This window comes from Donghicola eburneus (genome assembly GCF_900115865.1).
Taxonomy (GTDB): domain Bacteria; phylum Pseudomonadota; class Alphaproteobacteria; order Rhodobacterales; family Rhodobacteraceae; genus Donghicola; species Donghicola eburneus.
Map to the genome: position 1 here is coordinate 44717 of NZ_FOXY01000008.1, position 24361 is coordinate 69077.

Annotated in this window: 30 protein-coding genes and 1 tRNA gene; 10 read left to right on the plus strand and 21 right to left on the minus strand. The window is 60.8% G+C overall.

Features of this window, described 5'->3' with window-relative positions:
• Positions 1–2: 2 nt before the first annotated feature.
• Entirely contained in the window at positions 3–782 is a 780-nt protein-coding gene (locus tag BM225_RS14380) for a COG3904 family protein (RefSeq protein ID WP_072709551.1), read from the minus strand.
• Positions 779–2059, minus strand: coding sequence for a hypothetical protein (locus BM225_RS14385; protein ID WP_072709553.1), 1281 nt, complete (start codon positions 2057–2059; stop codon positions 779–781). The genes BM225_RS14380 and BM225_RS14385 overlap by 4 nt, the downstream gene beginning before the upstream one ends.
• A 139-nt stretch (positions 2060–2198) precedes the next feature.
• On the opposite strand from BM225_RS14385, the gene BM225_RS14390 reads away from it, so the two are divergent.
• Positions 2199–3218, plus strand: a complete 1020-nt coding sequence (locus BM225_RS14390) for an AraC family transcriptional regulator (RefSeq protein WP_072709555.1) — start codon at positions 2199–2201, stop codon at positions 3216–3218.
• 51 nt (positions 3219–3269) lie between these two features.
• Here the strand turns inward: BM225_RS14390 and BM225_RS14395 are convergent.
• The 7 genes from BM225_RS14395 to leuC all read right to left on the minus strand — a co-directional run bounded on the left by BM225_RS14395 (position 3270) and on the right by leuC (position 9888).
• Positions 3270–3346, minus strand: a tRNA-Pro gene (locus BM225_RS14395).
• A gap of 24 nt (positions 3347–3370) precedes the next feature.
• The gene (locus tag BM225_RS14400; protein ID WP_072709584.1) at positions 3371–4366 is read right to left on the minus strand and encodes a DMT family transporter; all 996 of its coding nucleotides are present in this window, start codon (positions 4364–4366) and stop codon (positions 3371–3373) included.
• 118 nt (positions 4367–4484) lie between these two features.
• Positions 4485–5591, minus strand: coding sequence for a 3-isopropylmalate dehydrogenase (gene leuB / locus BM225_RS14405; protein ID WP_072709586.1), 1107 nt, complete (start codon positions 5589–5591; stop codon positions 4485–4487).
• Between the two features lie 42 nt (positions 5592–5633).
• Complete coding sequence (locus tag BM225_RS14410) at positions 5634–6677, minus strand: endonuclease/exonuclease/phosphatase family protein (RefSeq protein WP_072709589.1); 1044 nt, start codon at positions 6675–6677, stop codon at positions 5634–5636.
• 5 nt (positions 6678–6682) lie between these two features.
• Positions 6683–7519: a hypothetical protein gene (locus BM225_RS14415; protein ID WP_072709591.1), complete on the minus strand. Its 837-nt coding sequence runs from the start codon at positions 7517–7519 to the stop codon at positions 6683–6685.
• A 255-nt stretch (positions 7520–7774) separates the two neighbouring features.
• Entirely contained in the window at positions 7775–8380 is a 606-nt protein-coding gene (gene leuD / locus BM225_RS14420) for a 3-isopropylmalate dehydratase small subunit (protein WP_072709593.1), read from the minus strand.
• Between the two features lie 98 nt (positions 8381–8478).
• Positions 8479–9888, minus strand: a complete 1410-nt coding sequence (gene leuC / locus BM225_RS14425; protein WP_072709595.1) for a 3-isopropylmalate dehydratase large subunit — start codon at positions 9886–9888, stop codon at positions 8479–8481.
• Positions 9889–10122: 234 nt separating this feature from the next.
• Here leuC and BM225_RS14430 point away from each other — a divergent pair, with 234 nt between their 5' ends.
• The 7 genes from BM225_RS14430 (at position 10123) to BM225_RS14460 (ending at position 15846) form a co-directional block, all read left to right on the plus strand.
• Positions 10123–10302 carry a hypothetical protein gene (locus BM225_RS14430; protein ID WP_072709597.1) on the plus strand — a complete coding sequence of 60 codons (180 nt, stop codon included), beginning with the start codon at positions 10123–10125 and terminating at the stop codon, positions 10300–10302.
• A gap of 88 nt (positions 10303–10390) precedes the next feature.
• Positions 10391–10777 carry a ribosome silencing factor gene (gene rsfS, locus BM225_RS14435; protein ID WP_072709599.1) on the plus strand — a complete coding sequence of 129 codons (387 nt, stop codon included), beginning with the start codon at positions 10391–10393 and terminating at the stop codon, positions 10775–10777.
• A gap of 26 nt (positions 10778–10803) precedes the next feature.
• A complete protein-coding gene (gene rlmH, locus BM225_RS14440) occupies positions 10804–11274 on the plus strand; it encodes a 23S rRNA (pseudouridine(1915)-N(3))-methyltransferase RlmH (protein WP_092464820.1) in 471 nt (156 codons plus the stop codon).
• Positions 11275–11391: 117 nt separating this feature from the next.
• Positions 11392–12909 (plus strand): 2,3-bisphosphoglycerate-independent phosphoglycerate mutase, encoded by a 1518-nt coding sequence (gene gpmI, locus BM225_RS14445; protein ID WP_072709604.1) that lies wholly within the window; start codon positions 11392–11394, stop codon positions 12907–12909.
• Entirely contained in the window at positions 12909–14030 is a 1122-nt protein-coding gene (locus tag BM225_RS14450) for a murein hydrolase activator EnvC family protein (protein ID WP_072709606.1), read from the plus strand. Before gpmI ends, BM225_RS14450 begins: the two co-directional genes overlap by 1 nt.
• Before the next feature lie 5 nt (positions 14031–14035).
• A complete protein-coding gene (locus tag BM225_RS14455; protein ID WP_072709608.1) occupies positions 14036–15367 on the plus strand; it encodes a S41 family peptidase in 1332 nt (443 codons plus the stop codon).
• Positions 15364–15846 (plus strand): RNA pyrophosphohydrolase, encoded by a 483-nt coding sequence (locus BM225_RS14460; protein ID WP_072709610.1) that lies wholly within the window; start codon positions 15364–15366, stop codon positions 15844–15846. Before BM225_RS14455 ends, BM225_RS14460 begins: the two co-directional genes overlap by 4 nt.
• A gap of 133 nt (positions 15847–15979) precedes the next feature.
• Here the strand turns inward: BM225_RS14460 and BM225_RS14465 are convergent, their stop codons facing one another.
• On the minus strand, positions 15980–16789 hold the full coding sequence (locus BM225_RS14465; protein WP_072709612.1) for a division plane positioning ATPase MipZ: 810 nt from the start codon (positions 16787–16789) through the stop codon (positions 15980–15982).
• A 209-nt stretch (positions 16790–16998) separates the two neighbouring features.
• On the opposite strand from BM225_RS14465, the gene BM225_RS14470 reads away from it, so the two are divergent.
• Positions 16999–17397, plus strand: a complete 399-nt coding sequence (locus BM225_RS14470) for a hypothetical protein (protein ID WP_072709615.1) — start codon at positions 16999–17001, stop codon at positions 17395–17397.
• Between the two features lie 33 nt (positions 17398–17430).
• Here the strand turns inward: BM225_RS14470 and rpmE are convergent, their stop codons facing one another.
• Together rpmE and rplS are read right to left on the minus strand one after the other, a co-directional pair.
• Complete coding sequence (rpmE, locus tag BM225_RS14475; RefSeq protein WP_072709617.1) at positions 17431–17652, minus strand: 50S ribosomal protein L31; 222 nt, start codon at positions 17650–17652, stop codon at positions 17431–17433.
• An 11-nt stretch (positions 17653–17663) separates the two neighbouring features.
• Complete coding sequence (rplS, locus tag BM225_RS14480) at positions 17664–18041, minus strand: 50S ribosomal protein L19 (RefSeq protein ID WP_072709619.1); 378 nt, start codon at positions 18039–18041, stop codon at positions 17664–17666.
• Between the two features lie 292 nt (positions 18042–18333).
• On the opposite strand from rplS, the gene BM225_RS14485 reads away from it, so the two are divergent.
• The gene (locus tag BM225_RS14485) at positions 18334–18837 is read left to right on the plus strand and encodes a hypothetical protein (protein ID WP_072709621.1); all 504 of its coding nucleotides are present in this window, start codon (positions 18334–18336) and stop codon (positions 18835–18837) included.
• Between the two features lie 8 nt (positions 18838–18845).
• Here the strand turns inward: BM225_RS14485 and trmD are convergent, their stop codons facing one another.
• From trmD to ffh, 9 genes are read right to left on the minus strand one after another with little or no spacing between them, the layout of a single operon-like run.
• On the minus strand, positions 18846–19619 hold the full coding sequence (gene trmD, locus BM225_RS14490; protein ID WP_092464821.1) for a tRNA (guanosine(37)-N1)-methyltransferase TrmD: 774 nt from the start codon (positions 19617–19619) through the stop codon (positions 18846–18848).
• Between the two features lie 4 nt (positions 19620–19623).
• Positions 19624–20130, minus strand: a complete 507-nt coding sequence (gene rimM, locus BM225_RS14495) for a ribosome maturation factor RimM (RefSeq protein ID WP_072709625.1) — start codon at positions 20128–20130, stop codon at positions 19624–19626.
• Positions 20127–20270, minus strand: coding sequence for a hypothetical protein (locus BM225_RS21845; RefSeq protein ID WP_177218635.1), 144 nt, complete (start codon positions 20268–20270; stop codon positions 20127–20129). The genes rimM and BM225_RS21845 overlap by 4 nt, the downstream gene beginning before the upstream one ends.
• 13 nt (positions 20271–20283) lie before the next feature.
• Complete coding sequence (gene bluB, locus BM225_RS14500; protein ID WP_072709627.1) at positions 20284–20913, minus strand: 5,6-dimethylbenzimidazole synthase; 630 nt, start codon at positions 20911–20913, stop codon at positions 20284–20286.
• A gap of 11 nt (positions 20914–20924) precedes the next feature.
• Complete coding sequence (rpsP, locus tag BM225_RS14505) at positions 20925–21281, minus strand: 30S ribosomal protein S16 (RefSeq protein ID WP_072709629.1); 357 nt, start codon at positions 21279–21281, stop codon at positions 20925–20927.
• Between the two features lie 52 nt (positions 21282–21333).
• Positions 21334–21636, minus strand: coding sequence for a chorismate mutase (locus tag BM225_RS14510; RefSeq protein ID WP_072709631.1), 303 nt, complete (start codon positions 21634–21636; stop codon positions 21334–21336).
• Entirely contained in the window at positions 21629–22243 is a 615-nt protein-coding gene (locus BM225_RS14515; RefSeq protein WP_072709633.1) for a GNAT family N-acetyltransferase, read from the minus strand. Before BM225_RS14515 ends, BM225_RS14510 begins: the two co-directional genes overlap by 8 nt.
• Positions 22240–22782: a GNAT family N-acetyltransferase gene (locus BM225_RS14520; RefSeq protein ID WP_072709635.1), complete on the minus strand. Its 543-nt coding sequence runs from the start codon at positions 22780–22782 to the stop codon at positions 22240–22242. Before BM225_RS14520 ends, BM225_RS14515 begins: the two co-directional genes overlap by 4 nt.
• Positions 22782–24305: a signal recognition particle protein gene (gene ffh / locus BM225_RS14525; RefSeq protein WP_072709637.1), complete on the minus strand. Its 1524-nt coding sequence runs from the start codon at positions 24303–24305 to the stop codon at positions 22782–22784. The genes BM225_RS14520 and ffh overlap by 1 nt, the downstream gene beginning before the upstream one ends.
• Positions 24306–24361: the final 56 nt, after the last annotated feature.

Below are 24361 nucleotides of genomic sequence, written 5' to 3' on the forward strand. Positions count from 1 at the left end.
CGTTACGCCTCCTCGGCGGTGGTAAACCCGTACTCGACCAGTTCTTCGGGGACGAGCACGTAGATTTCATCCGGTGGGGTCGACAAGGCGTGCTCTGTTACCCGCAGATCGATGCCCATCTCGGTCAGATAGGCGACGACCTCTGCCTGACCGCGCTGGATATTCTCGACCGCGATAAAAGCGGGCAGCACCGTATTTTCGTCAAAGTAATGCTGGTGCACCCCGACCGAGGCTTCGTCGTCAATCTGTCTGATGGTGCCGCCTGCGAGCACGTAGGGACAAGCGGAATAGCAAAAGTCGCCTGCCAGCATCACGGTCTCTAGCGCGTTTCTGCGGATGGTTCGACCAATGTGCAATGCATCCTGCACCGATCCGCCGGGAGACATCAGCCGCACACGGTCAACGTCCACCGTGGCGAGCCATTCGTCGAACCGGACTGCGTCACCGGGCGAGATCTGCCCTTTGACAAAGGCGGTGCCGTCTGCGGCCTCGAACGCCAATCGGCTAGGGACATTATCGCCGCCTGGAAAGGGGGTGCGCCGGCTGGGATCAGTGGTTAGGTCCGGCGCGTTCGCGGGCTCGAACCGTCGGGTTTGATCCCCGGGTCGAACGGGTTGATCAAAGCTGGGGGCGCTGGACGGGCGCATCACTCCGTCCAAGCCCGACATCACATCAGAGCCTGCCAGAAACGCGCCAATCCCGATCTGCACCCACAAGATGGCCAAAATGGCACGGCGAATATGCTTGGCAGAGCGTGTGTCTACGGTGTCCGTCTCGCTCATGTGTCAGAGGTGTCCGGCTTGGGCATGGGGGCAGGTGCAGGCGTTGGGCGCGGTGTGCTGTCCTGTTCTACCTCGCGCATGGCGTACATGGCCGCGCGCAATTCGCCCAAGGTCAGGCCATCGACAGCGGGGGCGGTGTGGCGGTTTTCGCGGATGGCCGACTGGGTGACCATCAGGATCAGGACCAGCACGGCAGGTAAAAGGTCGATCGCAATCGCGCCCGCCCAAGACGGCACGAAGTTGCCCGCATACAGGATCACCGCATCCGCAGCCGAGACCGGCGTATAGACCACGTCGGCAGGAGCGGGACGGGCGAGAACCTGATCTGCTGCCTGCGCCAAAGAGTCTGCGCGCAGTTGCAGCACATCCATCACCGAAGAGATCGTCTGCTGCTGCGCCATTTGTCCGTCGGGTGTGCTGCCGTCGAGTTCGGGCAAGACGACAGACGCTGACAAGTCCGCCGCCGCGCGATCCACAAGCGGGGCAACGGACAACTGACGAAGCTGCGCCACCAGACCGGCAAGCCGTACGGCTTCTTCGCTGAAGGCGACGCTGCGGGCTTCTACGGGGCCTTGTTCAACGATCAGCGCGCGCATCTGGGACAGGAGGGCGTTACCTTCGTCAAAGGCGGAGTCGATCAGGGGGGATTGGGCAGCGATCTGTTCTTCGAGCGCCGAAAGCTCAGACGCTTTCTGGGAGAGAACACGGAAGACGGCGCCGCGCCCCGCAAGGCCGGACAGGTTGCCGTCTGCCTCTTGGGCCGACAGATCCTCGAATGACTGGCGGACGCGGGCGACGTCGCGTTCTAGCGCTTGGGCGGAAATGGCGATGTCGTGGGATTCCTCGAGCGCGCTTTGGTAGCTTTGGACCGTGGTCGCGAGGTGCTGTTCGACGGCTGCGGCACCAGCCAGCGCGGCAGCATTCAGCCAAGACGACATCGCAATGATCGCTGCGCAGCCCAAAGCCATCGCGCCGGTAAGCTTCAGCTTGTTGCCGGTGTTCTGCATCGCGGGCAACAGCCGCAGCATGTAGGACCAGAAGACGAAAATCCCGACTGATACCGCGATCGAATACGCCGCTGCCGCAAAAAAGGAAAACGCGCCCGTGTCATCCAGCAGTCCCGAAACGCCAAGATATGTGTAAATCCCCGATGCAGCGGACAGAACGCCCAAGGCGACCCCCGAAAAGGTGTCGAGCCACGCGAGGTGTCCTTCGAGTTCGCGCACATGGCGTAGGCCGCGCTGGCTATGATCATCGTGTTCGGGGCGTTCGTTCATTCACCATTCCCTTGAGAGACAGTCAGAATTCCATCAACCTATGGTAGGTGGGGCCAAGCCCCTTGGTATCAAGGGGGCGCAGGCCCTTGGGCTAGGACCAACGCGCTTGTGAAGACGCGCGAGCAGGGGGAACAGACGCATGACCGAGCCCACGGTGATGGGAAGCATGGCCGCTTCGTTTCTGGAGTATGCGGTGGGGTGCGGTGTCCCGCGCGAGGCATTGCTGAACGCTGCTCAGATCGACGAGGCGCTGTTATTGGATCCCGACGCGCGCGTGCCGGTGCGGTCCTATGGGGCGATGATGGGCACGGCGATCGGCATCACCGGCGATAGCGGCATTGCACTGCGCTATGCTGCGGAAACGGGGCTAGAGAAACTGTCGATCATTGGGCTGATCATTGACGCTGCGGGCCCTTTGGAGGCGGGAATTGCCCATGTAAACCGCTACGCCCGAATTATCGCGGATGTGCATATTCCGAACGCCCCTGATCGGTTTGAATTGCAGCGGAAGGGGCAAACCCTCTGGCTGATCGATCACTTTCCGAATGCCAATGCCTCGCCCACTGCGATCGAGCAGACCTTTGCGAATTTTGTGACGAACTTCCGCCGGATGTTGCCAGAGACTACGTTTCTGCAGGGGGTCTCTGTGACCTATCCCGCGCCGCCCCATACGGACCTGTACCAAGACGTATTTCAGGCCCCTGTGACCTTTGAGGCGCCGCGCAATGCCTTGGCGTTGGATGCGGGATGTCTGGACGGGTTGGATGCCGCGCCAAAGCCCTATGCCTTTGGGCTTTATACCCGCCATGCCGACGCGCTCTTGACCACATTGCAGCGGGACGAAAGCACCCGTGCGCGGGTTGAGGCGGCCTTGTTGCCTGATCTGCACAAGGGGTCGGTTTCGATGGATGATGTCGCACGGGATCTGGGGATGAGCCGTCAGACACTGTACCGTCGGCTAAAGGACGAAGACGTCACCTTTGCCGAGGTGCATGACCAGTTGCGCTGCCAAATGGCGCAGGAATATCTGACGGGGCAAAAGGCTTCGGTGATGGAGACGGCCTATCTGCTGGGCTTTTCCGAGGCGTCGTCATTTGTCCGCGCTTTCAAGCGGTGGACGGGTCAGAGCCCCAGCGCCTATCGCGCAGCGCATCCCTGAAAACCGTGTCCAAGAACGCACAAAGGCGCCCCTGAGGGCGCCTTGTTTTATTGGTCGGAGTGAGAGGATTCGAACCTCCGGCCCCTGCCTCCCGAAGACAGTGCTCTACCAGGCTGAGCTACACTCCGACCGTGTCGGGCCGATTATCGCACCTAGCTTTGCTTGGCAAGAGTGCTTTGGCGTTTCTTGCTTCTGCGTAGGAATAAAAGCGTATAGCGCGGGGTGGTGCCGGTTTCGAACCGAACAGCGGTGTTGGTGACCGGCGCTTGGGTGTCTTTTCTGGCGCCTTCGCGCATCACGATGTAGACGCCGCTGGCGATGATGATCCCCGCCCCAAGAAGGGTGTAGAAGTCGGGGTATTCGGAAAAGAACATGTAGCCGTAAAAGATGGCCCAGATCATCTGGCTGTACTGCATCGGTGCAACGATGCCCGCTTCGCCAGTCTTGTAGGCGCGGATCTGGAAGCTCATGGCAATCAGAGACAGAAGCGCCACGCAGGCAACGGTGCCAAGTTCCCACAGCTGCATGGGTTTGTATTCCAGCGGAATCAGCATGCCCATGATCACGATGTTGGCGATCAGGGGATACAGAAGCAGGACCATATCGCTTTCCTTCGACCCGATGCGGCGCACGATGATCGACACGAACGATCCGCCGACGGCCGCGCCAAGGGCGGCAAAGTGCCCCAAGGTCAGTTCAGACGAGCCGGGCCGCAAGACGACCATGACGCCGATCAGACCGACGATTACAGCGCCCCAGCGGCGGGGGCCGACCTTTTCCCCAAGGACAGGGATGGACAAAACCGTAATGAGAAGTGGCGTGGCAAAGACCATGGCGTAAACCTGTGCCAGCGGCAGCACCGAGAAGGCATAGAACGCACAGACACCGGTAAAGACCACGGCGATCGTCCGCGCGTAGGTCCATGCAGGAGTGGCCGGACGCAGGGTCGAGGGCTCTTTGCGTTGGATCAGCACCACGGTCAGGAAGGGAAAGCTGAGCAGGACGCTGTAGAAAACGATTTGGAAGGGGTGATGGTTTGCACCCAGCACTTTGACCAGCACGTCATGGCCGGAATAGAGCGCAAAAGCGGTTAGTGCAAAGATGGCACCCTTGATGTTCGACTGTTCAGTCGCAGGGGGGGTGGACATGAAAGGTCTCCTTGGAAGGGGAGGGAGTACAAGGAACTGGGGTAACCCTAGACCCATCAAACCAAAAAGAAAGGGGCCCGCAAGGCCCCCCTCATACATTCGTGAATGTGCAGGTTTATCAGAGGCTGGCGTCCAGAGCCGCCAGAACTGCATCACCCATGCCCTCGGTGGAGACGGGCTCGACGCCCTCTTCACCCAGCAGATCCGCGGTGCGCACGCCATCTTCGAGAACCTTGGCAACCGCGGCTTCCAGACGGTCAGCTTCGGCACCTTGGTCAAAGCTGTAGCGCAGGGCCATTGCGAACGACAGGATGCACGCGATCGGGTTGGCTTTGCCCTGACCTGCGATGTCAGGAGCCGAGCCGTGTACCGGTTCGTACATCGCCTTGGGGCGGCCGTTTGCCATGGGGGCACCCAGCGAGGCCGACGGCAGCATACCCAGCGAGCCGGTCAGCATCGCAGCCGCGTCCGACAGCAGGTCGCCAAAGAGGTTGTCGGTCACGATGACGTCAAACTGTTTGGGCCAGCGGCAGAGCTGCATGGCGCCTGCGTCCGCGTACATGTGCGACAGCTCGACGTCCGCATATTCTTCGTCGTGGACCTTCTGGACGACTTCGCGCCACAGGATGCCCGATTCCATCACGTTGGCCTTCTCCATCGAGCAGACCTTGTTGCCGCGGCGACGGGCCAGTTCGAAGGCCGAACGGGCGACGCGCTCGATTTCCGACTCGGTGTAACGCTGGGTGTTGATGCCCACGCGCTCGTTGCCTTCTTCGAAGATGCCGCGCGGCTCGCCGAAGTAGATGCCCGAGGTCAGTTCGCGTACGATCATGATGTCGAGACCAGCAACCACGTCACGCTTCAGCGAGCTGAAGTCGGCCAGCGCGTCAAAGCACTGTGCGGGGCGCAGGTTGGCGTAAAGGTCCATTTCCTTGCGCAGGCGCAGCAGACCGCGCTCGGGCTTCACCGAGAAGTCCAGAACGTCGTATTTGGGGCCGCCAACGGCACCCAGCAGAACCGCATCGACTTCTTGCGCTTTGGCCATGGTGTCGTCGTGCAGAGGGGTGCCGTGCGCGTCATACGCTGCACCACCGACGAGGTCCTCGCTCACGTCGATCTTCAGGTCGCGCTTGTCACCGAACCAGTCGATGATGCGGCGAACCTGCGCCATGACTTCGGGGCCGATGCCGTCACCAGGCAGGATAAGAAGCGAAGGATTGCTCATGTGCGATGGTCCTTTTGAATGTCCCAAGAGTTGGCAGATGGCCTACCGACTGGCGCGAAGGGGGTCAAGGAACCGCAGCTGTTGTTTTGCAGGCTGAGTGACGTTTTCTTGCGTGTTTCGGGGCATCTCGATGTCCGCCCACACCAAACGGTGCCGGCTGGCGGAATCAATGATCGCAAACGTCGGATCGTCGGGGGGCGGCCAGAGGATACCGCTGGCGCGAACGGTGATCCCGTTGTCAGGCAGAATGTAGCTGACGCGCATCGGCGGCAGACCGATATTGGACCAATCCACGGTGGCCGTGCCTTGGGCGCCTGTGGCTTGGGCAGGACGCAGGCGAGGATCGGTAAAAAGCGCGTTCAGGGGGGCTTTGAGGCCCTCTCCCCCGTCGGGATCATTGTTGAAATCCCCAATGATCACAAAGCGTTCGGGCGGCGGGCCATAGTCCCCATCCAGCAGGCGTTGCCAGAACAGGATCTCGTCCCCGTTGCGCAGGCCGTTGGCATCCTCTGGGCCGTCAAAGACAGGGGGCGTGGCGTGGAAGACCATCAGGCTGAGCGGGCCATCGGGCGTCTGGATCGGCACGACCCAATGCCCCAGGGTCGAGAGGCGTTGATCCGGGTGTGTTCCCGCCGGAGGGTGGGTCCACGGCAGGGCGCGCCACGCAAGGTTGGCGTAGTCGCGGACCTGCGCGCGGTCGATTGGGAATTTCGAAAGCAAGGCCATCCCCTCGGCCCCTGCGAATCGACCAAAGCTGTGATCTTGGGGGGGATCGGTGCCCTTGATCGGCATCCCTGTATTAGGGCGCAGGGACAGACTGTACGGATAGCTCAGGCCTTGGGCCGCGAGGGCGTCCACCAAGGCTCCGAGGGTCTGGCCACGGTAATCCCAGTCGATGCTCTGCAGTGCGAGGATGTCCGCATCCGCCTGCAACAGCACCTGTAGCACGGCGTTGACCTGATCGTCGCCGCGCCGGATGTCACGCAGCAAAAGGCCCGGCCCTTTGCGGCCGAGCTCTGTGTTGTAGGTCGCGATGCGAATGGGATCGGCGTGGGCCAGCCCAGCAAGGCAGGCCAGCAGCGCCAATAGGATCAGCCGAAGACGTGCATATCCTCGGTGTCGCGGTCCATGGATCGGCGACGCTTGTCCGCGATCATCGAGGCGACGCGGGCGGTGGCAATGCCCCGCATCAAGAGGCTCGACGGTACAAAGGCCCATAGGCTGACGGTCCAGATCAGTGACTTCGGTTGGGCCACGGCGATCGGGTCAACGATCCCCGCAGCGGCCTGCAAGAAGGCCGGGATCAAGAATGGCAGCAAAAAGCCTAAGGCCACGTAAAGATTGGCGTCGCGGTTCAGACGGCCGACTACATCACCGCCGCCAGTGGGATCAAAGGTGGGCAGGTTGGTCCACACATTGAAGCTGCCATTCTGGCGGGGCCAGCCGTTCAGCCACATGATAAAGATGAAGAAAACCAACGAGATGAGCGACATCAGATAGGCAATCGCCGAGGTGCGGCGCAACAGGTCGATATCGGCGGCATGGGCGTTTTCGGGCAGGGACAGAACCATCAGGCGCACGGGCGAGAAGGGGAAGTCCAAAGCGTTGCCGACCACGTGCGAGATCGCGGTAAACAGCTCGCTGATGGGGCTGGGATGCGCAATGCCGCGCTGGATCAGGGTCAGCACCAGAACGGTCGCAAACAGGGCGCCGAACCGCAGGCGGTTATACGGGGGGGCGTCGCGGAACTCGATCAGGCTGGGGTATTCGGTCATGTATTCCGAGAAGACGAGCCAGCCGACAAAGATCGCCACCAGAAGGACGATGGGCGCACTGTCATTCGGACCGGGCAGCAACAGCCACGGGGTCGCGATCAACAGCACGACGAATATCGCGCGCACAAGTGCGCTCACAAAACGTGTGAACACTGCTCTACCTCTCTACCAGGGCGGGCTTGGCCTTTTTTGCCGTGCCTTTTGACCCACCTGATCCGCTTATGGTGCGGAATGCCTCAATCTTGACACAATGCTGCCAATATCGGGATCAGGTCTCAATACCTGTAAGTAAGTTACTTACGTATTGGGGCGGATTCGGGGAAAAGCTGGTGCTATTCTGCATCAAACTGTAAGCAAAAAAGGGGCCGAAATGCGGCCCCTTTCTATATATTGTGGTTTGTCAGGGTCTTAGACCCAAGGACGCGCCTGCGCTGCTGTCGACTCGTAAGAATCAATTGCAGCTTTCTTTTCGAGAGTCAGGCCGATGTCATCGAGGCCATTAAGTAAGCAGTGCTTACGGAATGCGTCGACTTCGAAGGCAAAGGTCTCGCCGTCCGAGGTGGTGATGGTCTGGGCTTCCAGATCCACTTCCATACGGGCGTTGGCGCCTTTTTCTGCGTCCTTCATCAGCACGTCGACCTGCTCTTGGGGCAGAACGATCGGCAGGATGCCGTTCTTGAAGCAGTTGTTGAAGAAGATGTCGGCAAAGCTGGGTGCGATCACGCACTTGATGCCGAAATCCTTGATCGCCCAAGGGGCGTGCTCGCGCGACGAGCCACAGCCGAAGTTGTCACCGGCAATGATGATCTCGGCTTCGCGGTAGGCGGGCTTGTTCAGCACGAAATCGGGGATTTCGTTGCCGTTGTCGTCGTAGCGCATTTCATCAAACAGGTTCACGCCGAGGCCCGAACGCTTGATGGTTTTCAGGAACTGCTTGGGGATGATCATATCGGTGTCGATGTTGATCAACGGCATGGGTGCGGCGATCCCGCTGAGTTTTTCGAACTTGTCCATATCCTGTCTTCCTTCCGAAAAAGGTGGGTATGGCCTGCGTCTGGATCACGTATGGCTTACGTACATACATGACCGCCTGACGCAGGCGGCGGGATTTATCAGGCGAGAGTGCGCACGTCGGTGATCTTGCCGGTGATCGCAGCAGCAGCTGCCATCGCGGGCGACATCAGGTGCGTGCGGCCACCACGGCCCTGACGACCTTCGAAGTTGCGGTTCGAGGTTGCTGCGCAACGCTCGCCCGGCTTCAGCTGGTCGGGGTTCATGGCAAGGCACATCGAGCAGCCCGCAAGGCGCCATTCGAAACCGGCTTCCTTGAAGATGTCTGCCAGACCTTCTTCTTCGGCCTGAGCGCGGACCAGACCCGAACCGGGAACGATCATCGCACGCATGCCTTCTTTGACCTTCTTGCCCTTCAGGATCTCTGCTGCGGCGCGCAGGTCTTCGATGCGGCCGTTGGTGCAGGAGCCGATGAACACGGTGTCGATCTCGATGTCGGTCAGCGGGGTGCCAGAGGTCAGACCCATGTACTCGATCGAGCGGGCAGCCGCTTCGACCTTGCCGCCTTTGAAATCGGACGGAGTGGGAACGACAGCGCTGATCGGCAGTGCGTCCTCGGGCGAGGTGCCCCAAGTCACGGTGGGCTCGATCGATTCACCTTCGATGACCAGCACTTTGTCGAAGTGCGCGCCTTCGTCGGTGTAGAGGGTCTTCCACCAGTTCAGAGCAGCTTCCCACTGGGCGCCTTTGGGGGCGTGGGGGCGGCCTTTGACATATTCAAAGGTGGTCTCGTCGGGGGCGATCAGACCGGCGCGGGCGCCGCCTTCGATGGCCATGTTACAGATGGTCATACGACCTTCCATGGACAGGTCACGGATCGCTTCGCCGCAATACTCGATCACGTAGCCGGTGCCGCCAGCGGTGCCGGTTTCCGCGATGATGCGCAGAACGATGTCTTTGGCGGTCACACCGGGCATCAGCTTGCCGGTGATCTCGACCTTCATGTTCTTGGACTTCTTCTGGATCAGGGTCTGGGTGGCCAGAACGTGTTCCACTTCGGAAGTACCGATGCCGTGGGCCAGTGCGCCGAACGCACCGTGAGTCGCGGTGTGGCTGTCACCACAGACGACGGTCATGCCGGGCAGGGTCCAGCCCTGTTCGGGGCCGACGATGTGCACGATGCCCTGACGGACGTCGGTCACGGGGTAGTAGTGGATGCCGAACTCTTTTGCGTTGGTGTCCAGAGCGGCAACCTGAATGCGGCTGTCCTCGGGCATGTTCGACGGATCGTCACGGCCCGCGGTGGTGGGGACGTTGTGGTCCGGAACCGCGATGGTTTTCTCGGGCGCGTGCACGGTGCGGCCGGCCATACGCAGGCCTTCGAACGCCTGAGGGCTGGTCACTTCGTGTACGAGGTGACGGTCGATATACAGCAAGCAGGTGCCGTCTTCTGCCTCGTGGGCAACGTGGGCATCCCAGATCTTGTCATAGAGTGTCTTCGGGGCGGTCATGGTCCTCTCCCGTGGATATCTTTGGAAAATGTGATGGAATAGTGGTTCGGGTCCCGCCTTATAGGCGGGCGAGAACGGTGTGCATCGCACCGAAGAAGCGCCACGGCAGGCGTGCGCGATCATCCATATCGAAAATTACCATCATGGCGTGGAAATACAGCGCAGAGGGCTTCGCTGCAAGGGCAAGTCGTGTTACACGCCGCGGCTTGTGATTCACCAACGGATGTTTAGCGCGTGACCTTACTGACGAAGCCTCTGTGCTTGCTGCAAATCCTGCTGATTTTGGCCCTGTGCCTGAGCTTTGGCTGGGCACATGCGAGTCTCGAAATTTCGGGTCAGGCGGTGGAACAGGGCGCGAACGCCCGTTATGAAGGCGCGCCAAGTGAGTCGCCCGTTGCGATGCCCCCTCGGTGATTGAGGGAAAGCCGCAAAAGTGGTAGGCTATATATATGTCCAGCGCCGGGGCTATTCGGCGTGTATCTAGGAGGACCAAGTCCTGACTATGACGAACCAAGCAGCCCAGTCTGCTGAACCCGTTCCGGCAGCGGATGCCGAAGTGACAAGTGAAGCCATCTTGTCCCGTATCCTGACCTCTCTTGATGATGACAAGGCTGAAGACGTCGTGCAGATCGATTTGCGCGGTGTTTCTTCGATCGGTGATTATATGGTCATCGCTTCGGGTCGCTCGAGCCGTCAGGTTGTCTCGATCGCGGAAAAGCTGGTCGATCGCCTGAAAGAAGCGTTCGGCATCTATTCGAAGATCGAGGGCAAAGAAGGCGGCGACTGGGTGTTGATCGACACTGGCGACGTTGTTGTCCACGTGTTCCGTCCCGAAGTGCGCGAGTTCTACCAGCTCGAGAAGATGTGGCAGCCTGCGGGCACCGCCTGAGGCTGGCACGCCGCTAGGGACTGACGATGCGCGTGCATTTATGCGTGGTGGGCCGACTGCGGTCGGGGCCCGAGGCCACTCTTATTGACGATTATCTGACGCGATTTGACCGAACCGGGCGGGCCTTGGGCCTTGGCCCGGCCAAGGTCATTGAGGTCGAGGATAAGAAGTCCCGCGGTATGGGCGCTGAGGCGGATCTGCTGCGCAAGGCGATCCCCAGCGGCTCGCGGCTGGTCGTCATGGATGAACGCGGCAAGCTCATGACCTCGCCCCAGTTTGCGGACAAGATGGCGGGCTGGCGCGACACGGGCACGCAGGACTTGGCCTTTGTGATTGGCGGTGCGGACGGGATCGACCCGTCCCTGCGCGCCGAGGCGGATTTCGCGATCAGTTTCGGCAAAATGGTGTGGCCGCACATGCTGGTGCGGGTCATGCTGACAGAGCAGCTGTATCGCGCGGCCTCGATCCTGTCGAACGCGCCGTATCACCGCGAATAAGCGCCCCTGATCGGGCTGCTTCCGGTTTTTGACCAAAAAATCCAGTTGGCCGATACAGGGATGGTTCACCCCGCGCTTGCCTTGCGCTAGGAGAGGGCAAGCCTAGGAGGTAACACCATGACTGCACCCAAGCCCGTTGTTCTATGTATTCTGGATGGTTGGGGACTGAGTGATGACAGTCCGGCGAACGCGCCAGCGCAGGCAGCGACGCCCAACTTTGACCGTATCTGGAACGAGTGCCCCCATGCGCGGCTGATCACCCACGGCCCCGATGCGGGTCTGCCATCCGGGCAGATGGGCAACTCGGAAGTGGGGCACACCAACATCGGCGCGGGCCGTGTGGTCGCGATGGATCTGGGTCAGATCGATCTGGCGATCGAGGACGGCTCTTTCTACGAGAACGAAGAATTGCAGGCGTTTATCGCCAAAGTGACCGAGAGCGCGGGCATGGCCCACGTGATGGGTCTGATTTCGGACGGCGGTGTGCATGGCCACACCGAGCACGCGCTGGCCGCCGCCAAGGCGATCACCGATGCGGGCGTGACTGTTGCGATGCACGTGGTCACCGACGGCCGCGATGTGGCGCCCAAGTCCGCTGACAAATTCGTAGCCGAGCTAGAAGATCGCCTGCCCGAGGGCGCGTTCATTGCGACGGTGTCGGGCCGCTACTACGCCATGGACCGAGACAACCGCTGGGAACGTGTGCAGCTGGCCTATGACGCGATGGTGGGCGGCAAGGGCTTTGAAGCCGCGACCGCCGAAGACGCGGTCAAGGACAGCTACAAGCAGGACGTTCTGGACGAGTTCATCAAGCCGGTTGTCATCGGTGGGTTCGAAGGCGTGCATGACGGCGACGGTTTCTTCTGTCTGAACTTCCGTGCGGACCGTGCCCGCGAAATCCTGCGCGCGATCGGCGAACCCGATTTCAATGATTTCGAAGTGGGCGAACGCCCCAAGCTGTCGGCGCTGCTGGGCATGGTCGAATATTCGGACGGTCACAACGATTACATGGACACGGCTTTCCCCAAGCGGAAGATCGTGAACACGCTGGGCGCTTGGGTCGCCAAGCAGGGCAAGACGCAGTTCCGTCTGGCCGAGACCGAGAAATACCCCCACGTGACGTTCTTCCTCAACGGTGGTGTCGAGGTGCCCGAAGAGGGCGAGGATCGTTTCATGCCGAAGTCGCCGAACGTGGCGACCTATGACCTGCAGCCCGAGATGTCGGCCCCCGAAGTGACTGCCAAGTTCGTCGAGGCGATCAATGGCGATTACGACATGATCGTGGTGAACTATGCGAACCCCGATATGGTCGGCCACACCGGTGATCTGGAGGCCGCGAAGGCGGCTTGTGAAGCGGTGGACAGCGGTCTGGGCGAGGCGCTGAAGGCGCTGGAAGCCAAGGGCGGCGCGATGATCGTGACGGCGGACCACGGCAACTGCGAAGTCATGGTGGACCCCAAGTCGGGCGGCGCGCACACCGCGCACACGCTGAACCTGGTGCCGGTTGTCATGGTCGGCGGCCCCGAGGGCGCAGCACTGCGTGACGGCCGCTTGGCCGATCTGGCGCCGACTGTGCTGCAGCTGATGGGTGTCGAGAAACCCGAAGAAATGACTGGTGAGAGCCTGATCAAGTGATGATGCGCCGCGCGGTCGTTTTCTGTCTGGGTTTGCTTGCGTCCCCGTTGGCGGCGCAAGAAGATCCGGCTGCGGCGGCGCTGCGGGCCAAGGGATTGCTGGACGAGGCGGCCGTTGCGCTGGACCATGCCCAAGGGGCGCGGGACCGCGTGGCGGCGCTGACCCAAACGGTCAAGGCCTATGAGGCGGGGCTGACGGCCTTGCGGGCGGGGCTGCGCCGTGCGGCTATTCGGGAAAAGGCACTGACGCAGGAACTCAATTCGGCGCAGGGGCAGGTGGCGGATTTGTTGGCCAGCCTGCTGACCATTTCCCGCAGTCCGGCGCCGGTTCAGCTGACCCACCCAGCGGGGCCTACGGGGACTGCGCGGGCGGGGATGATCCTGACCGAAATCTCGCCCGCCTTGCAGGCCGAGGCCGATGGCTTGGCTCGTGATCTGGAAGAGGTGCGAACCCTGCGCGCCCTGCAGCAGTCGGCGGCGGACACCCTGCGCGAGGGGCTGCAAGGGGCGCAAACGGCGCGCACCGCACTAAGCGCTGCGATTTCGGACCGGACCGACCTGCCCATGAAGTTCACCGCTGATCCGGTGCAGACGGCGGTGCTGGTTGCGTCTTCGGATACGTTGGCCAGCTTTGCCGATAATCTGGGCGAGATCGTCGTCGGCGACGAGCTAGAGGGCGGTCCGGATGTCCACGAGCAGCGCGGCATGTTGTCTCTGCCCGTGCAAGGGACCATCCTGAGAGAGGCGGGCCAGCCTGATGCCGCAGGGATCGAGCGCCCCGGTTGGGTGATCGCGACGGCGCCCGGGGCACTGGTGACCACGCCAGCGGCAGCAACCATTCGCTATCGTGGGCCGCTCTTGGACTACGGAAATGTGATGATCATCGAGCCCGGACCGGGCATTCTGTTCGTGCTTGCAGGGCTCGATCAGGTCTACGGTGAGGTCGGACAGGTGCTGCCCGCAGGGCATCCGCTGGGCCTCATGGGGGGTGCGGGTGTTGCACAGGACGAGATCCTGACGCAGGCTAGCGCCGGACAGAATACAGAAACGCTCTATCTCGAAGTGAGAGAGGACCAAGAGACGGTGAACCCCGCCGAATGGTTCAAGACGGACAAGGAATGACACGAATGCGCAAGTTTCTGATGGCAGTGGGCGGTGGCGCTCTGGCGGGGCTTATTGCCTCGACGCAGATCGCGGGACCGCTGCTGGCCCAAGAAGGAAAAACCCAAGTCAACGTGTATGAGCAGTTGGACCTGTTCGGCGACATCTTTGAGCGCATCCGCGCGCAGTATGTCGAAGAGGTTGATGAGGGCGAACTGGTCGAAGCGGCCATTAACGGCATGCTCCAGTCCCTTGATCCGCATTCGAGCTACCTGTCCCCCGATGATGCGCAGGACATGCGCGTCCAGACCCGCGGCGAGTTCGGCGGTCTGGGCATCGAGGTCACGCAGGAAGAGGGCTTCGTCAAGGTCGTGGCGCCTATGGATGGCACCCCTGCCGAAGAGGCGGGCGTTTTGTCGGGCGACTTTATCACCCACGTAGATGGCGAGAGCCTGCTGGGGCTGACGCTGGACGAAGCGGTCGAACTGATGCGCGGTCCTGTTGGCTCTGAGATCGTGGTTACGCTGGTCCGCGAGGGCGAGCCGGAGCCTTTCGACGTGACCATTATTCGTGACACCATCCGCCTGACCGCCGTGCGCACCCGCACCGAGGGCGAGGCTGTGGTTCTGAGGGTCAGCACCTTTAACGACCAGACGTTCGACAACCTGAAGGACGGTTTGCAAACTGCTGCCGAAGAGGCGGGCGGTCTGGACGCACTGAGCGGCGTTGTGATCGATCTGCGCAACAACCCCGGTGGTCTGCTCAATCAGGCTATTCTGGTGGCGGATGCCTTCCTTGAAGAAGGTGAAATTGTCTCCACCCGAGGCCGCAACCCCGAAGACGGCGAGCGGTTCAACGCGACCCCCGGAGATCTGGCCGAAGGCAAGCCGATCGTCGTGCTGATCAACGGCGGCTCGGCGTCCGCGTCCGAGATTGTGGCGGGCGCGCTGAAGGATCACCGCCGCGCGGTGGTTGTCGGCACCAAGTCGTTCGGCAAAGGGTCGGTCCAGACCGTGATGCCGCTGCGGGGCGATGGCGCGATGCGTTTGACCACGGCGCGCTATTACACGCCGTCGGGCCGTTCGATCCAGAACCTGGGTGTGTCGCCTGACATCGTGGTGCAGCAGCCCCGTGCGTCGGTTGTCGAGGACGAGGACGAGAGCACCCCCCGCACCCGTTCCGAAGCGGACCTGCGTGGCAGCCTGTCCAATGACAGCCTGAGCGAAGACGAGATCCGCCAGATCGAAGAGGACAACGCCAAGGCCGAAGAAGCCGCGAAGCTGCGCGATGAGGATTACCAGCTGGCTTATGCCATCGACATCCTGAAGGGTCTGTCGGCGCTGGAGAGCGATCAGTGACGCCAGAAGACATCGCGAAGCTGCCTTATCGCAAGAACGTCGGCGTTATGATCGTGAACGCCGACGGTCTGGTCTGGGTCGGGCAGCGTCTGGATAGCGAAGTGCCTGCGTGGCAGATGCCTCAGGGCGGGATCGACAAGGGTGAAGATGCCCGTGAAGCGGCCCTGCGCGAGCTGGAAGAAGAGACCGGTATTTCGGTCGACATGGTGGATGTTGCGGGCGAGACCGAGGGTTGGATCAGCTATGATCTGCCCCCTGACATCGTTCCCAAGATCTGGAAGGGCAAGTACCGCGGTCAGGAGCAGAAGTGGTTCCTGATGCGGTTCAAAGGCTCTGACGACATGATCGTGATCGACCGGCCGCATCCCGAGTTCAGCGAATGGCGCTGGTTGCCTGTCGATGAGCTGGTCGAGAATATCGTGCCGTTCAAGCGCAGTGTTTATGAGCAGGTTGTGGCGGAGCTGGGGCCCCTGATCTAGGGGCGGGCTTCTGGCGGCTGATGGTGCCGTGAGTATTTTTTCAAAGCAGAAAGGGCCGGTTCGTTGGATCGGCCCTTTTGCTTATGGATGTCTGGAACGACAAAGGCAGCCGCTGGGGCTGCCTTTGGGGGGGTTAGAAGTTCACTTTGACGTCTGGCAGGTTCAGCGTCTTGATCAGGTCGCGCAGCTCTTGGCGGGCGGCGATGTTCGAGATCGACAGCTGGGTGACGCCGATGTCCTTGAGGTCCAGAAGCGTCAGGCCCTTGGGGAAGAGTTCGCGGAACACCACGCGTTCCGAGAAGCCGGGCGCGATGCGGAAGCCGATCCGCTTGGCCAGTTTATCGACGGCGGCGGTCATCTTTTTCTTGTTGATCATGTTCTGCGCGCCGATCCGGTTGCGGACCACGATCCAGTCGATCGGGGTCAGGCCCGCTTGGGCGCGCAGCTGGCGGGCGTGCCAGACCATTTCCGAGTAGACCGACGGGCCAAGGATATTCTCGCCTTCGGCATCCGTGCGGGCCAAGAGGTCGAAGTCTACGAAGCTGTCGTTCAGGGGCGTGACCAGCGTGTCCGCGAGGCTGTGTGCCATCTGGCTGAGGCGGGTGTGCGAGCCGGGGCAGTCGATCAGGATGAAGTCGCTTTCGGCCTCGAGCTGTTGGACCGCCGAGGACAGACGCACGTCATAGATGTTCTCGCCTTCCTTGAGGGTGGCGGGGTCGACCTCGGGCAGTTCGATGTAGTTCGGGCTGGGCAGTTCGATGCCCTCTTTCGCCAAGAAGCGCTTGCGGTTCTCGGAGTAGCGACCAAAGCTTTTCTGACGCATGTCGAGGTCGAGCGCGCCGACGCGGAAGCCAAGGCGAACGAGTGCCGTCGCGATGTGCATCGAGGTGGTCGACTTGCCAGAGCCGCCCTTTTCGTTCCCCACGACAATGATATGCGCCATATATGGTGTCCCCTGATTTTCTCGGAACCGGATATTGGTTTAGTTATGCTTATGCCTAGACCGGACGGGGTTGGGCAAGAGTCCGCGTACCCCTGAGCCGCGATTTTTCACGTTTTCGTGGCACGGGTGCAGGTCAGGAAGGCCTGCATAGAGCGCAATGGTCTCTTTATGCGACAATACTGCCCATATTTCAGACATGAGGGAACGCTATGAACTTTACCTCAATACCCTTTCCAAACGTGATCCGGATGCCTTGGTCCGGCAATATTGTGCAGGACATTCACCCCGAACTCTTTAGTCAGGACTACTGTGGGTCGGTCGAGATCGAGAAAGAAGTGATCACCGAAGTTGCCGGTTATGGGCGGCAATTGGGAGCGCTGATCGAGGCTGTGCTGGCGTTATCGGGTCGGACCGAGGAGCTGGAGACAGATCGTGACCCGCTGGATCGGTTGCAGGACATTCACCGCAAGGTCGAGGCCATCAAGGCCCAGAAGCGTGATGATCTACAGGGGCATGCGGCGCGCGCCCTAGAGGCGTTGCGGCACGCGGATGCTGAAGCCTATGCAGAGTTTCTGGACCGTGCCGCAAAAGAAAACGCCGCCCGGTGAGGGACGGCGCTAACGAAACCGATGTGGCAGGGATTAGAAGCCCAGGCCTTCGTATTTCTTTTTGAACTTCGAGACGCGGCCGCCCTGGTCCAGCAGGCGCGACGAACCGCCGGTCCATGCGGGGTGCACGGTGGGGTCGATGTCCAGCGACAGGGTGTCGCCTTCTTTGCCGTAGGTCGAGCGGACCTGGAAGGTGCTGCCGTCGGTCATTTTGACGGTGATGAAGTGGTAGTCGGGATGGATGTCTTTTTTCATGACTACACCTCTTACGCTTCGGTTTTGGGCTTGTAGTTGCTGACTTCGGCGATACGTGCCGATTTACCGCGACGCGAGCGCAGGTAGTACAGCTTCGAACGACGGACGCGGCCACGACGCACAACAGTGATGCTGTCGATGTTGGTCGAGTAGAGGGGGAATACGCGCTCTACGCCTTCGCCAAACGAAATTTTGCGAACGGTGAACGAGCCGGCAATGCCTTTGCCGTTCTTGCGGCTGATGCACACGCCTTCATAGTTCTGAACGCGCGAACGGGTGCCTTCGGTCACCTTGTAACCGACGCGGATGGTGTCGCCGGCTTTGAAGTCGGGGATTTCTTTCCCCAGCGCAGCAATCTGCTCCGCTTCGATCTGTGCGATAAGATCCATCGCATATCTCCTAACTGCTTGTGGTTGGCCCACAAAGGTCTGGTGCCGGTCTCAGAACTCTAGGTCTTCTCTCGGGTCCGCCGTAGCGCCCGCCAGAGGATCAGATCAGCTTTACTTCGGTCTCCCGAACGTCAGAGGGCCCGATTGCCGCCAGAAGAAGACGGAATCGCACTGGGGCCTCCATGTGCGGGATGCGCGCGATATGTCAGGTTTTGCTGGGGTTGGCAAGGGGGGAGCATGTGTGAGACTAGCTTTGCAAGCAATGTTTTAAAAACATCTACAGGTTTCTTGTATGGAAGATAAATTAGATATTGATGTCATTGGGTGGTTTCTGGGCGTTTTACATAGCTTGAATGCTTTGCTTTCAGACTATTCCCTAATCTTTACCGCCGCCGTTGTGCCAATTGCCACTTTTCTGGTTAACCGTTCGACGCAAAGGCGATTAAGAGAATCTTCTATTGCCACTGAAGTATCAAGAATGCGCCATATATGGCTCAATGAACTGCGTGCGGAAATGTCGGAGTTTGGGAAGCTGGCGCTTCTTGGTGACAAGTCGCGGACGGAGGATATTGCCAAGATTTACAATGCGATATTCCTTCGTCTGAATCGGGAAGATAAACACTTTTTAGAATTGCATCGTATATGCAAGCGTTGTCTCAACGATATAAATTCAGGGAGGGCGCATGGAGCGGATAATCCAGATAATCCATATCATGACTATATGGATATATCGAGAAAGATCCTAAAAGAAGAGTGGGAAAGAATCAAAGACGATTTGAAAAGTGGGAGTGTTTGAAGAAGTCCTCACTCCAACAAATCCGGCCGCCGCTCCCGAGTAATCCGCTCGGATTCCTCTTTCCGCCAGTCGGCCACCTTGCCGTGGTGGCCGGACATCAGGACTTCGGGGATTTCGCGGCCTTTCCAGACGGCGGGGCGGGTGTATTGGCCGTGCTCTAGGCGGCCGTTGGAGAAGCTCTCTTCTTCGATGCTTTCGGCGTTGCCCAAGACGCCCGGGATCAGGCGGACGGTGGCGTCGAGCAGCGCGTGGGCCGCGATTTCGCCGCCCGTCATCACGAAGTCCCCCAGAGAGACCTCCTGGATGCCGTAGTGTTCCAGCACGCGTTCGTCCACGCCCTCGAACCGGCCGCAGAGGATGGTGACGCCGTCGCAGGCGGACAGGGTGCGGGCCATCTCTTGGTCGATGCGTTTGCCGCGGGGGGACATGTAGAGGATCGGCCAGTTGCCGCGAGTGCCCTCGGTCGCGTCTTCGATCGCGCGGCCCACCACGTCGGGGCGCAGGACCATGCCCGCGCCGCCGCCCGCGGGGGTGTCGTCGACGTTCTTGTGCTTGCCCACGCCGTAATCCCGCAGGTTGATGGTTTCGAGCTGCCAGCGTCCCTCGCGAAGGGCTTTGCCGGTCAGGCTTTCGCCCAAGATGCCGGGAAAGGTGCCGGGCATCAGGGTGATCACGCGGGCGGTCCAGACATGGGCCAGCGGCGCGGGGGCCATCAGATCCGTGGGCTGCGCGGTGAGTTTGATCGCCTTGCGGCCGTGAGAGCGTTTGGGAGCGTCGGTCATGGGATTAGTCAAACAGGCCTTCGGGCGGGTCCGCGATCACGCGGCCAGAGGCTATGTCCACAGTGGGCACGACCTCTTTGGTAAAGGGGATCAGGACGGTGGTTTTCAGACCGGGGCCAAAGACTTCGAGCAGATCGGTGGCGCCGTGGTTCTGGACGGCCTTGATCTTGCCGATGGGGTTGCCGCCGGTGTCGAACACGTCGAGCCCGATCAGGTCCGCGTAGTAGTATTCGTCGTCATCGGTTTCGGGCAGTTGGCTGCGCAGGGCATAAAGGCCCATGCCGCGCAGGGCGTCCGCGTCTTCTTTGGTATCGATGCCGGTCATACGGGCGGCCAGACCGTTGGAAATCTGGCGGGTGATGGTCACCTCGAAGGTGCGGCTGCCATCCTCGGTGGTGAGGGGGGCGTAGTCAGCAATGGCCTCGGGGATGGCGCAGAAGCTCTTGATCCGGACCTCGCCTTTGACGCCGTATGCGCCGCCAATGGTCCCTACTCGAACACGTTCGGTCATTCCGTCCTCATGATGCATAGTCCGTTGCGGGTGGTCCCGCCGATTTCGTCGCAGAGTTTACCCTTTTCCGAGCGTTCGTACATCATGCCCGCCACAAAGGCGACGGCCAACAGGAATGGCAGGCGAATGAGGCCGAACATGGGTCTCTCCGGTTTAGCGGGTTTCGAGCGGCAGGGCAGCGGCGCGGGCTTCCCAGCCTTTGCGCTCTAGCTCGGGGGTGATGTTGTCCTCTGTCGGGTAGCCGATGCAGAGATACGCGACCAAGGCCCAATCGGTGGGCACATCCAGATCGCGGCAGAGCATTTCGGGATCAAGGATCGAGACCCAGCCGACACCCAGCCCGTGGGCGCGTGCGGCAAGCCAGAACTGCATGATCGCGGAAACGCAGGAATACCGGCGCATTTCGGGCATGGTGCCCGCGCCAAGGCCTTTGCCCTTGGTGGTGCTGTCGTCGCAGAAGACGGCCAGATGGACAGGGGCCTCTTGCATGCCGGACAGCTTGAGCGTGGCATAGGTTTTGGCGTCGTCGCCCGAATACCCGTCCAGCGCCTGACTGTTGGCAGTGCGGAAATTGGACAGCGCCGCGGTACGGGCCGCGGCGCTGGTCACGCGGATCAGACGCCAAGGCTCTGACAGCCCCACAGAGGGTGCCAGAGCAAAGGTGCCAAACAGATCCGCCAGCAGATCCTCGGACACCGGATCGGTGCGGAAGTGGCGCACATCGCGCCGCCACCGCATGAGCTGATCCAGCTCTTCCCGAAAGGTGTCCGAAAATCCGGTCATCACAGAGCCGATTACTCTTCGGCTGCTGCTTCAGCCGCTTTTGCAGCTTTCTCTTCAGCGCGGTCCTGCGCTTTCTTGCCGGGAACGGCTTTCTTCATGTTGGCGCGCTCTTTTTTGGGGGCAACGCCAGCGGCTTCGAGGAAGCGCGAAACACGGTCGGTGGGCTGTGCGCCCTGGCTCAGCCAGTACTGAACGCGCTCCATGTCCAGCTGGACGCGACGCTCGTCGTCTTTCGCCAGAAGGGGGTTGTAGGTGCCCAGCTTCTCGATGAAGCGGCCGTCGCGCGCCATGCGCGAGTCAGCTGCAACAACTGCGTAGTGGGGACGTTTTTTGCTGCCGCCGCGGGCCAGACGAATTTTCATTGCCATTGGAGTGTCTCCTTAGAGGGTATTTCTGGTTTGTTTTCAGAGTGGGCCGCGCTCAGGCGTCCTTCTGTTTGGCTTCGTGATGCTTGATCACTTCCTGAATGATGAAGTTCAGGAATTTCTTGGCGAATTCAGGGTCCAGATCGGCCTGAACCGCCAATTCTTCGAGCCGCGCGATCTGTTTTTCTTCGCGCGCGGGATCCGAGGGGGGCAGGTCGTGTTCCGCCTTGAGGCGGCCAACGGCCTGCGTGTGCTTGAACCGTTCGCCCAAGGTATAGACGAGGATGGCATCCAGACGGTCGATGCTTTCGCGGTGACCTTTGAGGATTTCGGCAGCGCGGGTCACGGTGTCAGTCAAGGGCCCATCCTTCCGGTTTGAAATTGGGATTCTGGTAGAAACCGATTTCCTGCGCGATCGCGTCCGCAATCTGGCTGGAGCGGCACTGCGCAGGGGTGGGGTGGCGGTACACGACGTCGTTGCCATCGACCGAAGGGGCCTCGTGATCCTTTTTGCAGCCGAGCCGTTCGGCAAGACGGATCGAGTCGAGGTTTTTTGGGTCCAGATAGCTGACGGCGGTTTCCCAGCCACGCTCGTTGTAGAAGTAGCGGCGCACGCAATCGGCGGCCTCTAGCGCGATGCCACGGCCCGCGACACGGGGCCAGATGATCCAAGCGATTTCGGCCTCTGGCCAGCCTGCGGGCTTCCAGCCGCCAGCCATGCCATAGGTTTCGTCGGTTTCGGCGTCGTGGATCATCCACATGCCATAGCCGCGGATTTCCCAGTGCCCGATTTCAGCGGCATAGAGCATCCATGCCTCGTACTGGTTCAGCGGGCCGCCCATGAAACGCGAGCGATAGCTGCTGAAGGTCGCTTTGAAGTCGGGGTAATCCTGCGGCTCGGGGCCGCGCAGAACCAGACGCTTGGTGCGCAGTTCGGGGATCTTGGTGGTCGAGAACTGGCTCATGCGTAAGCCTCCATCCCGCCGTCCATCAGGTCGGCCGCAGAGAGGTGGCGCCAGATTTCTTCTTCGCCAAAGCGCACGTGGTTGAACATGCGCTCGAATTTCGCGCCCATCTTGCGGGCAACGTTTTTCGAATGCTCGTTCGGGGGCATGATCAGGCTGACCACGGTGTCCCAACCCAGAACGTCATAGGCATAGGTGCGGGCCGCGATTGCGGCTTCGGTGGCGTATCCTTTGCCCTCGTGACCTTCGTAGATGTCCCAACCGATTTCGGGCTCGGGCCAACCTTCGGGGTTCCAGAGGCCAACGTTGCCGATCAGCTCGCCGGTGTCTGACAGGGTCACAGCCCAACGGCCATAGCCGCGCAACTGCCAATGGCCGATTTCGCAGGCCAGCATACGCCAGCTGCTTTCGGGATCGGCAGGGCCCCCACAATATTTCGAGCGGTCAGACGCATAGAACGCCGAGAACACGGGGAAATCCGCGATCTCGAACGCGCGCAGCGTTAGACGTGCCGTCGTTATGGTGGGAGCCGTGGTCATTATTTCTTTTTGCCGAACATGTTGGGAAGGCCGCCCATGCCGGGCATGCCGCCGCCCATTCCGCCAAGGCCGCCCATGCCGAGCTTGCGCGCGGTGGCCTCAAGCTCTTTGGGGTCCATCTTGCTGGGGTCGATCGACGCGGGATCGAAGTTGCCGTCCATGCCGGGCAGAGCCTTGCCGCGCATGGCCGACACAGCCTGCTTGAGCATGCTTTTGCCACCCTTCTGGCTGATCTTTTTCATCACATCCGCCATCTGGCGGTGCATTTTCAGCAGCTTGTTCAGTTCCGACACCTCAAGGCCTGCGCCTTTGGCGATACGCTTCTTGCGGCTGGCTTGCAGTAGGCCCGGGTTGGCGCGTTCCTGCTTGGTCATCGAGTTGATCAGAGCGATCTGGCGCTTGATGATGCTGTCGTCCATGCCGGATTCCTGCACCTGCTTGGCCATTTTGCCCATGCCGGGCATCATGGACATCATGCCCTGCATGCCGCCCATTTTCTGCATCTGCTCAAGCTGGCTCTTCAGGTCGTTCATGTTGAACTGACCCTTCATCATACGCTTCATCATGCGCTCGGCCTGTTCAGCCTCGAGCGTTTGCTGCGCCTTTTCTACCAGCGAAACGATGTCACCCATGCCGAGGATGCGGCCCGCAACACGTTCGGGGTGGAATTCTTCCAGAGCGTCGGTCTTTTCACCAAGGCCGACGAACTTGATCGGCTTGCCGGTGACAGCGCGCATGGACAGAGCCGCACCGCCGCGACCGTCACCGTCCATACGGGTCAGGACCACGCCGGTCACGCCGATTTTGTCGTCAAACTCGGTCGCCACGTTTACGGCGTCCTGACCGGTCAGGCCATCGACGACCAGCAGGGTTTCACGGGGATTGGCAACGTCGCGAACAGCGGCGGCCTGCGCGATCAGTTCCTGATCGATGTGCAGACGGCCCGCGGTATCGAGCAGGTAAACGTCATAGCCACCGAGGCCCGCTTGGGTCTTGGCGCGCTTGGCGATGGTGACGGGGTCTTCGCCCTTGACGATGGGCAGGGTGTCGACGCCGATCTGCTGTCCCAGAATGGCCAGCTGTTCCATCGCCGCAGGACGGTTCACGTCGAGCGAGGCCATTAGCACGCGCTTGCCTTCGCGCTCTTTCAGACGTTTTGCCAGTTTCGCGGTGGTGGTGGTCTTACCGGAACCCTGCAGACCGACCATCAGGATCGGGGCGGGCGGGTTGTCGACCTTGAGCTTGCCGGGCTCGCCTTCGCCAGCGAGGAACGCCACGAGTTCGTCGTGGACGATTTTGACAACCTGCTGACCGGGGGTGACCGATTTGGTCACCGACGCGCCGGTCGCTTTTTTCTGGACAGCTTTAATAAAGTCGCGTGCGACGGGCAGAGAGACGTCGGCCTCCAGCAGAGCGGTGCGCACTTCGCGCAGAGCCGTTTTAACGTCGTCCTCGGACAGCGCACCTGCTTTGGTCAGCCGGTCAAAGACACCGCCAAGGCGTTCAGATAGATTTTCGAACATGCCAAGCCCTTTCCAAGACCGTTAAACAATGCGCCCTAGATAGGCGGTGAAGCGAC